The 14562-nt window shown below is 42.2% G+C and carries 9 protein-coding genes; 1 reads left to right on the top strand and 8 read right to left on the bottom strand.

Annotated elements, in window-relative coordinates:
- Positions 1-7 precede the first annotated feature (7 nt).
- The 3 genes from A4V03_RS19775 to A4V03_RS19765 form a co-directional block, all read right to left on the bottom strand.
- Positions 8-1774, bottom strand: a complete 1767-nt coding sequence (locus A4V03_RS19775) for an HSP90 family protein (protein WP_065540085.1) — start codon at positions 1772-1774, stop codon at positions 8-10.
- 9 nt (positions 1775-1783) lie between these two features.
- Positions 1784-4282, bottom strand: coding sequence for a tetratricopeptide repeat protein (locus A4V03_RS19770; RefSeq protein WP_065540084.1), 2499 nt, complete (start codon positions 4280-4282; stop codon positions 1784-1786).
- A gap of 213 nt (positions 4283-4495) precedes the next feature.
- Positions 4496-5023 (bottom strand): shikimate kinase, encoded by a 528-nt coding sequence (locus A4V03_RS19765; protein WP_065540083.1) that lies wholly within the window; start codon positions 5021-5023, stop codon positions 4496-4498.
- Positions 5024-5216: 193 nt separating this feature from the next.
- Here A4V03_RS19765 and A4V03_RS19760 point away from each other — a divergent pair, with 193 nt between their 5' ends.
- A complete protein-coding gene (locus A4V03_RS19760) occupies positions 5217-5852 on the top strand; it encodes a ribonuclease H1 domain-containing protein (RefSeq protein WP_065540082.1) in 636 nt (211 codons plus the stop codon).
- Positions 5853-5891: 39 nt separating this feature from the next.
- Here A4V03_RS19760 and A4V03_RS19755 read toward each other — a convergent pair whose 3' ends face one another.
- The 5 genes from A4V03_RS19755 to A4V03_RS19735 form a co-directional block, all read right to left on the bottom strand.
- Complete coding sequence (locus tag A4V03_RS19755) at positions 5892-7727, bottom strand: ABC transporter ATP-binding protein (RefSeq protein WP_065540081.1); 1836 nt, start codon at positions 7725-7727, stop codon at positions 5892-5894.
- A gap of 217 nt (positions 7728-7944) precedes the next feature.
- Positions 7945-8139: a hypothetical protein gene (locus A4V03_RS19750; protein ID WP_141243578.1), complete on the bottom strand. Its 195-nt coding sequence runs from the start codon at positions 8137-8139 to the stop codon at positions 7945-7947.
- 66 nt (positions 8140-8205) lie between these two features.
- Positions 8206-9675, bottom strand: a complete 1470-nt coding sequence (locus A4V03_RS19745) for a metallophosphoesterase (RefSeq protein WP_065540079.1) — start codon at positions 9673-9675, stop codon at positions 8206-8208.
- Positions 9672-12413, bottom strand: a complete 2742-nt coding sequence (locus tag A4V03_RS19740) for a hypothetical protein (RefSeq protein WP_065540078.1) — start codon at positions 12411-12413, stop codon at positions 9672-9674. The genes A4V03_RS19745 and A4V03_RS19740 overlap by 4 nt, the downstream gene beginning before the upstream one ends.
- Before the next feature lie 40 nt (positions 12414-12453).
- Positions 12454-14532 (bottom strand): BT4734/BF3469 family protein, encoded by a 2079-nt coding sequence (locus tag A4V03_RS19735; RefSeq protein WP_065540077.1) that lies wholly within the window; start codon positions 14530-14532, stop codon positions 12454-12456.
- Positions 14533-14562: the final 30 nt, after the last annotated feature.

Genomic DNA, 14562 nt, shown 5'->3' with positions numbered 1-14562 from the left:
TCTATTTTTAATTCAGGAAATTTATAAAATCATTCATTTTCGAAGTCATCAGTTCGCTAAGCGAACGATTGAAAAGCTCCATTTCTTCACTGTTCACCGGATATTTACCTTGCAGAAGCGACTGTACATACAATATATGCACCACCTGCTGAAACAGTTTATTGTCTCCCTGTATCTGCAATAAAGTCTGCACCATTTCGTTATCCGCATTAAAAGTGAGTGTCGGTGGAATCTGCTTGGCAGTATTCACAGCCCCCAATACAGCCGCCAACGGATTATTGGCACTTTTAGCTACATTCTCCTTTTCCTCCGCCACAAAGATCACCGGAATATCCACCGGGGTAAAATGTTTCAGACGGCAGACACAGCCAAACCGTTTCAACAACCCGTTCGCTTTCATTTCAAAAGCCTGAAACTCTTTATTCGCCTCCACTTCGCCAAACTGTTCCAGCAACCGTGAAGGAGATATTTCATCCAACGTAAGTTCCGGATTCAGACGGACATACTTTTTCAACAACGTTTCATCAAAGGTGTAAGCAGCATTCACCACCAACCATCCTTGCGCTCCGGCTATACGGCGCACCTGACGGAAATCTTCCAGATTCTTGGTATAGCATATCACATTGCTTGCCGAACGAATACTTCCAAAACCACGAAGCCCCTTATTGGTTTCAAAGGGAAGGTAATCCATAAATAAACGGAGCAGCTCATTGTCTTCTGAAGCAATCGCCTTGATATGGAAGTGGTGAACCTCCAAGATCCGGTTGAACATGGCTCGGTCATCCTGCACCAATCCCCGCAGATAATCCTTGATAGCTATCCCGATCTCTTTCCGTGCATCCTTCAACTGGTCATTGCTCACCAAAGATTCGCGGGAAGCAGTAGACAGCAATCCGTCCGCATTCACCAGACAACGGATAAAGAAAGCCCACGGTGGCAACAGATTACAATCGTCCTCACTCAACAGCATACGTTTGAGATATACCTTATGAGAATTGCGTACTGAAAATTGTGTGCGGAAAGGTAAAACATAAAGCACTCCTTCTACCTTACCACTTTCAGTATAAATCCGGAAAGCATCAAGAGCAGACGACTGAAATACTTTCGCCCCATAATCCAGCAATTCCTTACGAGTCGCCTTCGGGTCAAGCCATACGGGCGAAGGCGTATTTACCAACTCCTCTTCCCCCTGATAATGCAGATAGATAGGATATGGCAGCACTTCTCCATAACCAACCAGCATCTTCTTAAACGTTTCATATTCAAAAAGATGCATCCAGTCTCCTTTCGGATGCAACAACACCTGCGACCCGATAGGCCGCTCTTCATCCAATAGAGTCAGCTGATACGTCCCATCCACTTTGCCACACCAACAAACAGGCTGTCCACCCATTGCCGAACGACTCTCCACGGTGATTTCATTAGTCACCACAAAACAAGACAACAATCCGATACCGAACCTTCCGATAAAATCGTCCGCATCGGGCGTATCCCGTTTTGAACTCTCTCCGATAACCGTCAGAAAACGATAAACTTCCTCCTCTTTCAGTCCGACTCCATTATCCCTGAACACCACTGTTTTGTCCTCATTCAGAAAGACATCAATCCGTCCTTTATAATTCTCGTCGATATTGCGTAGTGCCGTGATGGCATCTACGCAATTCTGCAACAGTTCGCGAACAAAAGTATTCGGGTTACTATAAATATGCTCCGATAACAGAGCAATCATACCTTTAAGATTGACCTGAAACAGATTATTCCCTTCTTTTTCCATGTTCCTCTTTTACTTTCTCCTCCTTCCGGTAATTTTAAGAGCTTTCTCATTGCCATTCTCTGCGGCCTTTTCGAACCACTCCATTGCAATTTCATCGTTTTCTTCCACGCCTTTTCCCATCAGATAGGCATTTCCAAGTTCAAATTGCGCTTTGTCGCTATTTTTTTCGGCAGCTTTCAACAGCCATTGCACCGCAGCTTCCGGATCAGGAGTACAACCTTCGCCATACATCATCATCTTACCAAGATAATAAGTCGCAGCAATATTTTCATTCCCTGCCGCATCCGTAAACCAACGGTAAGCTTCGGCATAGTTCTGTTTCACGCCTACTCCGTTGTAATAGCAAAGTCCGGTACGATACATACTCGTCGTATTTCCACTATCCGCCGCCAGCGTATAATATTTAAAAGCTTCCGTTTCATTATCTTCCACCCCGATACCCATTTCATAACAGATACCTAATCCTTCGCTATACCACTTGTATTCGGCAGCGTTCTTGAAATAGGCAAAAGCCTTTTCCGATTCGTTCAGACTGTCATAATCATACAGGTAATACTCACCCATACGCAACATAGCCATTGGAACTCCGTTGGCCACAGCCTTCTCATACCATTCCACAGCCTTTTTATTGTCTTCCAGACAGGGACCGCAACCAAAGAAATAATAGTCTCCCATCTTAAGCTGGGCATAACCATAACCTTGCTCTGCAGCTTTCATCATATACTCCACAGCCTTTTGCAGATTTTTTTCCACGCCATTGCCATTCTCATAAGCCAGACCCAGCTCTGTCAAACAATGGGGCTCTTCCTTCTCCGCCCCTTTGCCAAACCATTCGAGCGCCTTATCCCAGTCTTCTGCCGTTCCGATTCCTTCTCTGTAGCAGCGTCCTAGGGCGAAGATCGCATCATTATCATCCGCTTCAGCCGCCTTTGTATACCAAGCGAACGCCTCTTCCGGTTGTGCTTCGCCAAGAACACCCCTTTCCATGTAAAGACCCAAACGGAACATCGCATAAGGATACCCTTGTGCCGCAGCCTTACTAATCAGTTCAAATGATTTTTCATAGTTCTTCTCCACTCCATCGCCATTCTCATACAAGAACGCCAGTTCTACAAGAGCAAAGCAGGAACCCATTTCGGCTGCTTTTTCATAACATTCTCTTGACTTCTCGGCATCTTTCACACCGCTATATCCATTAGCCAGGTAAATCGCCATTTGACAATATCCGTCGGCATTGTTCAGCGAAGCTGCTTTTTCGTAACACTCTAATGCCTTCACATAATCCGGTTCTTCAGACAAGAAGCCACGTTCATACATCCAACCCAAACGATAAGCAGCATTTCCCGAACCCAGCTCAATAGCCTTCTCCAGCAATTCTTTCGCACGATTCATGTCCTCTTCCACCAATTCACCATTGAAATAGACATTAGCCAATCCTTCGATACCCTGTATATAGTCATCTTCCACGCAACGGTTCAGACACATCAGTCCACGTTCCACGTCCTTATATTCATCATTATACAGGTAGATCAGCGCCAGTTCATACGCACTGTAAGATTCACAATAAAGCATCCCCTTTTCCAGCCATTCAATAGCTTTCGGCATATCCAGCCATTCTTCTTCCTGATAATTATATCCCAGGAAGTTGGCGGCAGACCACACACCGGCATGCCAAGCCTTTTCCCAAAGTTCAAAGCCCAGTTCTTTCGGTTTATTCAGTTCCGGATAACGGAAATAAAGCGTAGCCAGATTCTTAAGAGTATAAAGATTGGAAACTATCTCCAGAGACTTTTCGTAGTAAGCAGCTTCCTCTGCCACACTGCCTTCCGCCCTGTCGAGTGCGTCTCCCAGCGCTGCATATACATGAGCGCGCAAACGTTCTCCGGCAGGCAGTTCGGCAAGCAGTTCATTCCGTATCTGCAACGCCTTCGCTTTATCGCCTGTAAATTCTTCGACAAAAGCACGATAATGTTTTCCCCATAAAATAGCTTCGGGAGAAGTCAGAGCGGCAAAACGTCGTTCGCCCTCCTCTTTATCTTGTTCGCAATAGAATCCCATGTATCGCCAATAGGCAACAGTTGCTTCCGCCTCAGCCCAACCCATATCGGCAGCCTTCTCGTAGTACGGAAACAAATAACTCATATCCCGCTTTCCATAACGGGCCTCGGAATATTGCGCACCCTTCTGTGCCCATCCCGCACCGCTAAACACAGCTACACGGTCGCATACCTGCATTACCTTTTCCCACCAGAATTCATATTCTTCCGCATCGAGATCGACCTCTACATTACAATCAAAAGCACTGAATATCAGTTCGAAAAAATCTTCTGTTAATTTTTCGTCTTCTTTTGTATCCAAAGCATATTCACACACGGCCAATGCTTCCCACCAATTTTCCGCATTTAATAATGAGGCTGGTGTATACTGCGGAAACCATACCCTTGCTGGCTGTCCCGACGCTTTTATTCTAGCGGATAACTCCCCAAATTTCTCTCTTAAAGTTTTCATGATATAGACTTTACCTTAATTTTGTGTTATTAGTCAATAAAAAATCTCATAACGAGTGCAAGGTACAAATATTGACCGAATGAACAAAAAAAAGAGAATCAAAAAAGATAAAGTCTGATATACGATTCAGGCACAGATGATGCAGATTACACTAGTTCTCTATCATACAAACATTTAGAGAAGCCGTAAAATCCGCGTAATTTGTACCTATTTTTATAATCCAAGAAGTTGTTGCAAGCGTTGTACCGATGTTTCAATCTGCCAACGGTCTTCCAATTCGTCTGCATTAAAGACATATTGTGCCTGATGATAGAAAGGAGCACGCTTCTCAAGCGCCTGAACGATGAACACTTTCAGTTCGTCATCCTCTTTCCCCTGAAGAATAGGGCGTTGCTGTTTAGCCACACGCAAGCGTCTGAACAGCACATCCGGATACACATCAAGAAAAACCGTCTTTCCGGTCTGGTTCATAAAGTCCATATTATCAAAAAAACAAGGCGTTCCACCTCCCGTCGAGATAACCACATTCTCAAACTCGGCTACTTCATGAAGCATATTCCGCTCCAGTTCCCTGAATCCTGTTTCGCCTCGTTCAGTGAATAATTCTCCAACAGTTTTGTGAAAACGCTCTTCGATATACCAGTCCAGATCAATGAACGATATATCCATCCGCCGGGCAAATGCTTTACCCAGCGTCGTTTTTCCGGCACCCATATAGCCGGTAAGGAAAATACGAACCATAAATGACTAATTTTGCTCACAAAATTAGTCATTTAATAGATAATAGATAATGGATAACGGATAATTATTAGTTATCAATTATGAATTTCTCTATTTTACCATAAGTAGTCCCTACCTTTCTTGTTCAGTTAGAGAATATATTTGTACCTTCGCAGCGTCAATTCATTGACTATTTAAATTTATCGTCAGAAAAATGGCAAAACAAAAATTTTATGTCGTATGGGAAGGTGTCACACCTGGGATTTACACTTCCTGGACAGACTGCCAGCTTCAAATAAAAGGATACGAAGCTGCCAAATACAAATCATTCGATACGCGCGAAGAAGCGGAACGCGCGTTGGCAATGTCTCCTTATGCTTATATCGGTAAAAATGCAAAGTCTAAGTCAGGAGGTTCCAAACCTTCGTCAGATACTTTACCCTCTTGCGTGATCGACAACAGCCTGGCAGTCGACGCAGCCTGCAGCGGCAATCCGGGACCGATGGAGTATCGTGGAGTACACATTGCCAGCCGGCAGGAAATTTTTCATTTCGGCCCGATGAAAGGCACGAACAATATCGGCGAGTTTCTAGCCATCGTACACGGATTAGCGTTGTTGAAGAACAAAGGTTTCGACATGCCTATTTACAGCGACAGCGCCAATGCAATCAGCTGGGTACGGCAAAAGAAGTGCAAAACCAAGCTCCCCCGCACTCCGGAAACGGAAGAACTGTTTTTATTGATCGAACGGGCAGAAAAATGGTTGCAGGGAAATACGTATACCACTCGCATCCTGAAATGGGAAACGAAAGAATGGGGAGAAATTCCGGCCGACTTCGGCAGAAAATAGAAGAACATACATTTCAATCATAAGATTACAATTGCCGCATTACAGCTGTTGCATATCATGCAGGCGTTTGTAATAGCCGTTTAATTCTATAAGATCCTCATGCTTACCACGTTCTACAATCTCTCCTTCGTACAGGACGCAGATTTCATCCGCATTCTTGATAGTAGAAAGGCGGTGGGCAATAGCAATCGTCGTACGTGTTTTCATCAAACGTTCCAACGCTTCCTGCACGAGGCGTTCTGATTCGGTATCCAATGCAGAAGTAGCCTCATCGAGAATCAGAATCGGAGGATTCTTCAAAATGGCACGGGCGATACTGATACGCTGGCGCTGACCACCGGACAATTTACCACCACGGTCGCCGATATTCATATTATATCCTTCCGGTTTCTCCATGATGAAATCATGTGCATTGGCAATCTTCGCTGCTTCTATCACTTGTTCCATTGTCGCATTCTCCACACCGAAAGCAATGTTATTGAAGAATGTATCATTGAACAGAATAGCTTCCTGGTTTACATTACCAATCAGACTGCGTAAATCGGCAATACGCACGTCGCGGATGCTCGTTCCGTCAATGGTAATATCTCCTTCCTGTACATCGTGGTAACGTGGCAACAAATCGACTAAGGTAGATTTACCGGAACCTGACTGTCCAACCAGTGCAATCGTTTTTCCTTTGGGAACTGTCAGATTTACATGTTTCAGTACCTCTCTCTTACCATCATAGCTGAAAGAAATATCTTTAAATTCTATTCTATCGTTCAAGCCTTTCAGCGGTTTCGGATTCGGAATTTCCTTAATCTTATTTTCTGCTTTCAGGATTTTATCCACGCGTTCCATAGAAGCCAAACCTTTCGGAATGTTGTATCCCGCTTTAGCAAAGTCTTTCAGCGGATTGATTACACTATACAGAATCACCATATAGAAAATGAATGTAGGAGCATCGATAGTTGCATTCTGTCCCAAAATCAATGTACCCCCAAACCACAGTACGGCTACAATCAGAATGGTTCCCAAGAACTCGCTCATCGGATGTGCCATAGCCTGACGTATAGCAACTCTGTTGGTTGCATCACGAAGCTCGTTACTGCATTTGGTGAAGCGGTTAATCATTTTATCTTCCGCGATGAAAGCTTTGATAATGCGCAACCCTCCCAATGTCTCTTCCAGTTGCGACATCGTATCACTCCATTTTGACTGTGCCTCCAATGACTGGCGTTTCAGTTTTCTTCCGACTACTCCCATCAGCCAACCCATTCCCGGCAATACAACGATAGTAAAAAGAGTCAACTGCCAACTGGTCACAACCAACGTCGCGAAATACAAGATAATCATAATCGGGCTCTTCATCAGCATGTCCAACGAACTGGTAATGGAGTTTTCAACCTCTCCCACGTCACCACTCATACGAGCTATAATATCTCCCTTTCTCTCTTCCGAAAAGAAAGACATCGGCAGACGCATCACCTTGGCATACACCATGATACGGATATCCCGCACAACTCCCGTACGCAACGGAATCATCACTGCCGAAGAAGCGAAGTAACAACCTGTTTTGAATAATGTCATTATCATCAGGAACAATCCCAAAAAGATAAGGGCTACAGTCGGTCCATTATCCACTATCATTTGAGATATGTAATAATAGAAGTTATTTTTGGCAACCTCCGCTAAATCACCACTGCCCCATTCCATATAATGGTATACTTTATCCGCTCCTTCTGTTTTAAACAGAATACTCAGAATCGGAATCAAGAAAGTGAACGAAAACACATTAAATACAGCAGACAAAATATTCAGCAAAATAGCCCAGCCGATATACTTTTTATAAGGCGACACGAAACGTCGCATTAGTTGTAGAAATTCCTTCATTATTTACCATTAAAAAGTTAAGACCGCAAAGATACAATAAAACTGATTAACAGATAGTAGTTTCAGTTAATTATTAACGCGATTTATTGAAAAGCACGTTTCAAGAAATGAAAAACATATAACCACCAGAATCCAAAATTATAGTAAAAGCGGGGAGAAGTAATTTTCTATAAAGAATACATCCCCCCGCTTTTACTTACATGGAGTAAGTATAAAATTACAAGAAATGATATACCTTGTTTGATATTTCCACCACAGTAGTATCATTAAGCGAAGCTTCTATTACCTCTCCAATTTCTTCATAACGCTCAAAATCTGCAGAAGATAATTCATCATGTGAAAAAGCATATTCCTGACCAGCCTCGTAGTCCGGGAATAATTTGGCAAAAGCCTTTTCAAGTTCTTCTTTCATAGGCATATTCATTGTGAAAACACGGTGCAAAGATATGAATAAATTCATTAACGCAAAACAAAACGGCTAAAAATCAGCACTTAACAAAGAAAAGAATATCATTTTTTGCTTCAAGACATCTTTCTTATATTCACGCATCAGTTTTAAATAGTTCTGTTTATCCGTTTCCTTCTCATACCTGCACATACATATAACAATCAATTGCTCGTTAGGTTCACGATTTAAAATATCATTTGGAATGGCTCGTTCCATCTCAAGAAAAATAACATAACGCAATGGGATAATATTGTCTTCAAGCGTACTTTGCAGCTTAAACTTACCTGCCCTTTCCGTCTCTAAAATTTTATAATCACTTCCCAAATACCTCAATACAATCCGCTGGTACAATTTTATCTTATCCGTCGAATCGAAAAAAAGCATATTGGACAACTGGGGGCTAACAGCCGAAGGAAGTATGATTTCATTTTTTAAGTGAGAAAGCGTAGAGTAAGTTTTCGCTTCCCGGCCTTCATGCCATTGCCCGTCAGTACCTTTAGCAAACCTACGAATCGTCAACTGCTCTTTATAAGGATCTATTTTAATCAATGAAGCACATGATTCCATCACCCTGTTATGCGCGTCCGGCGAGTAAAATCCCCCATTCAATATATACTGGCATGTATTTCCTAACATGTCCGGTTCCTTCGATTTAGAACCATGCTCATGCCCCGACAAGCATAAGTCGGACATATCAATAATATTATCATACACAGGAAACTGCGGATCACGAGTCTGATATTCTGCTAAATCCAGATACCTCAAAGAGTGATGAAACATCGTCACTACATAATATCCACGCTGCTTCATCTCTTTAATTTCATTATACAACCATTGAATGTGTAAATCCCCAAAACGCACAGCATTTCTAGCCGAGAGTTTAGGCAAATCAAACCAAGAGCTGTTCAGTTCCACAAATACCGTCTTGTTTTTCTCAAAAACTTTGTAACCACAAGTATAAGCTACAGCAGGGGGAATATACTCTGGCGGAAACGTAAAATAAGGAATAGACTCATTAATAAATTCTTTTCTAAAATCAGAATACGCCCCAAAAATGGACGAAATATATTTCACATCATCCTCTTTTCGTTTCTTGCTTTTCGTTTCTAATAAATTATTTATGGCACTGAGATAGGCATCCTTATCCTTTTCTTTCAGTTTATAACCACCATGCTCTTTCTGTTCAAGCATACCGGAAACATTCATATCATGATTCCCAGGAACCATTAATATATAATCATCAGACAAACAGCAAGTTTTGGCCAACTGTTTTATCAACTCTTTAGCCAATTGATATTCCTCACCTTTCGCTTTTGATGCAATATCTCCGCAAATACATAAATAATCGGGAATCCATTCGGGCTCCTTTGCCATCAACTCGGACATAAACCGATTAAAATACCGAACCGTACTTTGAAGTTCAACACTTTGCGTACATTCTTTTACCGTTTCCTTATAAACAGCCGGAGTATGTAAATCCGCTATACTTAAGATAATCATGATTTTCCCACTTTTATAGTTGATATAATGTTTTTCTCACAAAAATGGAAGATAGTCATATAAAACACCGAACGCGCTGCAAAATACTTTCTCTGCACCTCTCCATGAATGCAAAAAGTACCCCCAAAAGAATCCACCAGAATATTACTATAACAATCCGCCTCATCTGCCGCCAAATCCGGTTTTCCATTTTCATCACGCTGCAGCATTTGGGCAACATCCGTATTACACCCCTGCCCGTTTAAAGCCTTCAAATAACACAAAAACGAAGGCAGGAAAGAGCCTATAAAGTTACAGGGGAATTCACATTTATCTAACGGCAACCTGTTAGATGAGAAATCATCCATGAATTTTTCAACATATTTCTCACGAATATCCTTTACAAGGACCGGCATCTTTGCCATAACCACCTGCTTATCTCCGCCCGTCTTCTCATTCATAAACTCCACAATTTGCGGATAGGAAGTGAAAAACAACTTATTGGAAAACCCAATCATTGTACGTTTAAAATCCTTTTTATCCAATATTTCATCTAATATCCGTACTACAGAATACACATCCTCAAAATACAACATCCAATACTCCGACAAACAGGAATCAAATGGCTTCAAACGTAAATCATCGCCATTCTTTCCCGATAAAACATAAATAAACAAGACACGTCCCAAAAACATAATAAAACGTTCTTTATTCAATTTCCCGTCAAGTTCGTGATATAATGACGATTGCATTAAATGACGCCAATACCAATATGAAAAATTATCATAATTCTGATTATAACCATAATAGAAAGATAATGTATCGGCAATGACACTCACAATATATTCATTATCTATCAAATCCAGAAATGTCTTGCATACCGCATTTTCCTTATTAAACCCATAATGTAACGAAACACGATTTTTCAGGCCATAAACAAAATTATCAGAACACAGTTCTTTCAGCGGCACAGAGTCTTTCTTATCTTTCTTCGTACCTTCTGTCAGTAGAAAATTAAACAATTCCTTCCAAATGGTGGAAACAAACAACTCCGGATAAGTGATATGCTGCATATTAATCCGATAAGAGTGATCCGTCACGTGCACCCTCTCATATCCTGATACATACATAAACTTGTTGAGTTTCCCCATTCCACAGACATGCATAAAGGTTTTATAGGTAAAGTCCATCGAAGATATCAATTGCTGAATACCACCGTTCCACTCTAAATTAAAATCCGAGAGCGTTCGCATTCTGCTACTTTGATGAAAACGGTTTAAGTATGCATGTTCAAAATCCCTCACACTATTATCCATCCACTCGTGCATTTCTTTCGAAGCATAGCTCGTGAGACGGTTTGCATAACTGAGTACGACAGAACTAAACGAATCCAGGAAATGTCTCAACTCTATAAAACTTACAAAAAATACCGGATCTTGGATACAATCATTGTAGTTATGATACATCTTCATAATCCGTTCTTTCAGCACCTTGGAAATCTTAGACTTATCCAAACCACGTCTTAAGTTTCTCAAGAAATCACCATCATAAAAATATTCCTCAACCAAAACCCGACTATTCGGATGATCTTCAATCTTTATCTCTTTTGATACTTCTTCCAAGATGGTGGCAGTTGTATCATTCACAGATATAGACGTATGCAGTTTGCGTGTATTACTTCTCTCCAAGTCAAAATTTCGCAACGCATTCATTATTTCAAATAGGTTAACGCCACATTCGCCAAGCTCCTTCAAATGAATCGAATATCTCCATGCGGAACTACTCATCTGGTATATATTGCCGCCATCCGGCAGATTTAAGTCCTTGAGCAGTAATCCAAATTTTGACAAGAAACTTTTTATATGCCCCGGCTTGATATCCCATGAAAATGAGAACAAGACATCAAACTTCTCTTGTTGCATATCATAACAAGTCGATTCATTACAGCCTATCGCATATCCAGGTAAAGAATATGCAGAAGTAAACACGTGTGCCTCCTCCCAAACATATCGTTTATCTTTCTCAACCGACACACGCTGCTTTAATATAGTCTCATACCACTCACCATATCCCGGCAAATTCAAATCCCTAATTTGCAAATTTCGACATTTATATACAAACTCAGAAAGTTTACTAATCGTATTTGCAAAATTTATCAAGATAAGTTCATCTCCGCCCAAACCATTTAATACAACAACATGCATCCCATCAGTCCGATGAAGCAGGTGAATTTTCTTCTTTACTAGTTCCGTAAAATCCAGTCCGTTGCCACACAAAAAGCATCCGTTCACTTTGAAGCGTGTCACACAGGTAAAAGGATACTGCAAAAGCTCCTTTGGCTTAAAAACAGAAGCCAATGATTGTTTTTCCAACGAATCGGACCACCCTACTTCTCTCAACATAGTATTAAGCCCCACCACCAGTTGATAATCATAATTTTGATATTGCTTTTTAGGATCCTTAGCTTCACGATTTCCATGAAAAGGGTGAAATACACGGTTAGGATAAGAGAAGTCATCAAAGAGAGAAAAAAACATTAAACTATTCTCTCCGAATGACTTATAACCAATTGGAGTGTAAAGGATATTGGAAACATCAAACTCTCCTTTGAGCATATACCTCCTTCTATCCGCTTTATAGTGGCTGGATAGCTCTTCCTCTATTTCCATTTTGAAAAAATCGTCTTCTCCCAAAGCCGGCGGAGCAGAGACTAGCCCTATCAGCACTCCGCAATCATCAGCATAAAAATTATTTTCCATAGTATTTTTATATTAAATTCATATTAGGGCGTTATACAACTCAAACAGCCACCACATGATAATAAACCCCACGCGTCTTCCTGTACGACTGTACCCCCAATCTTTGCAGGATACGCCCGAAGTAATTAACCTGTCCGGGTGAGAACTTCATTTTACTCGCCTTTTGTATCCGTTGCAATATATCTGCTGCAAGCATCCATTCCCCTTCTTCGTCATCTTCCGCAACCCGATAATATACAAGAAACAACTGCTCTATGACCGGTGATTGCTCGAACTCCTGATTGGCTTCCATCATAATAGCTTCTTCCTTCTCATCAAACCAATAACGTTCATTATGATATAGCGCCGCCATTGCCTGCGCATAAAGTTGTTCGTAGTCGACAGGGCGGACCACATCAATCACCCCCGTCACCTCAACTCCAAGATAACGACGACTACCGGAAGTATCCGTCAGCAAATCCTTATGATTACTTGTTCCGATAAAAGAAGCATATCGGCGAAGCTCTTCCACCGCCGAAGCATTCGGACGCCTCGTATTTACAACAGGCTTTTGCAGAATATGTTTTAGAAAAGGCTGCTGAGTAATACCAATCTGGTCAAACTCATCCATATTAATCAGCAAAAACCGGTTCAAATACAACTCCGCATCCCGTTTCCGGCTAAAATCAATACTATCCGTATAGTACGCCTGCAAACACGGTGGAAGAATCAAACGGCAAAACGTAGATTTCCTGTAAGCCTGCGGACCGACCAATATAGGCGAAGTGCTATTTGCATGACTTTTACCCATCCCGCGCCAATGAGCCACCATGCTAAGAAACCAACGGCGAAACAATTGCGCCCAATGAGGATTATCACAAGGAACCCGTTTAGCCAGATCACCGATATGATCCTTTCCATCCCAATGAGGAAGTCCATAAAGAAACTCCTCAACAGGCTGATAGAGCGGCACACGATCCGAGTTCAGATAACGTACCACATCTTTGTCCCACAGTTTAAGCCCTTCGTATTGCGCATTCATCGTAATGCTTGCCATCAACCGTCTGTCTACCGGACGAAAATAAAAATCAAAACTATTCCGTTGCCGGCACTCTACCTGTGAAGTCAACTGGTTGAAGCGGAACTCATAACGCCGCTTCATAAACTCATCCATCTGCATCACAAATAGCTGTTCCGGCAGCAAACTGCTCTTATCGGCAAATCCCTTGCTGGTGCGATACACATTCCGCACCGTCTCGCGAATCAGGAAATCATCTTCCGGCAAGCGATAATGGGCACGCGTCCACCGCACCGTATCCTCTTCGGGAATACCGGCACGAAAACAATGCCCGGCCAGACAAACCAACAAAGAATGTATGTCATCACCTAGAGAATATCCGTCCTGTTGTTCATCCAATGCACGCGCAAAAGCAGCCTCAAAAAGTACGGAAAGCGCATGATGGCTCTCATATCCCGGCGCAAGCCGTTGCAAGGGTGAAGCTTCCGTCTGCACCTGTTCGCGATAAGTCATTTCTGTCGGCATAGCCATCGGCTGTTTCATATAAATAGGCATTGCTTCAGGATTGAAATACAAGTCCGGATCATAGGTCAGACGGCAATATTGTTCCAACGAAGGTTCTTTCAGATCAATGTCGAAAGGAAGTTGAGGTTGGTAGAACTTCACGGCAAGCCGGTAAGCATGCGCATGAAAAAGCTCCGCTTGTTCACGGCCAACCGGCAGAAGGTCGTCGGGATAAGTGAACCGCACCCATATCTTCACCGACTTTCCGGAAGAACCGGTAAAGGCAAGATAAGTCTGTGGCAACTCCTTCACACGCTCTTTCACCGCATCCGCTTCCATAAGCCCGGACAGATTATTCACCTGGAGCATCACAATCCCGTTGTACTCACTCATTGTCATTATCCCGTTCTTGCGGATAAAGGCGGCTGCAGGAAGCAGCTTCGGCACTTTCTGTACATAGTCATTCTTGTCACCCGGAAGTATATAAGGCAGGACTTCCCGCATTGCGGAGACGAGTCGCGCTTTAGTTTCCACTTTCATCTGCTCTACGAGCTGTTCGATTTTTAACGTCCGCAGAGTATTTACTTTGCCGTCGTCTCTGATTTGTGTTATTCTCATTATTTATTTTAATTTGTCCTGCATGTTTTT

The sequence above is a fragment of the Bacteroides caecimuris genome, assembly GCF_001688725.2.
GTDB lineage: Bacteria > Bacteroidota > Bacteroidia > Bacteroidales > Bacteroidaceae > Bacteroides > Bacteroides caecimuris.
The sequence above is the reverse complement of the archived record's forward strand: the minus strand, read 5'-3'. Positions and strand labels throughout refer to the sequence as shown.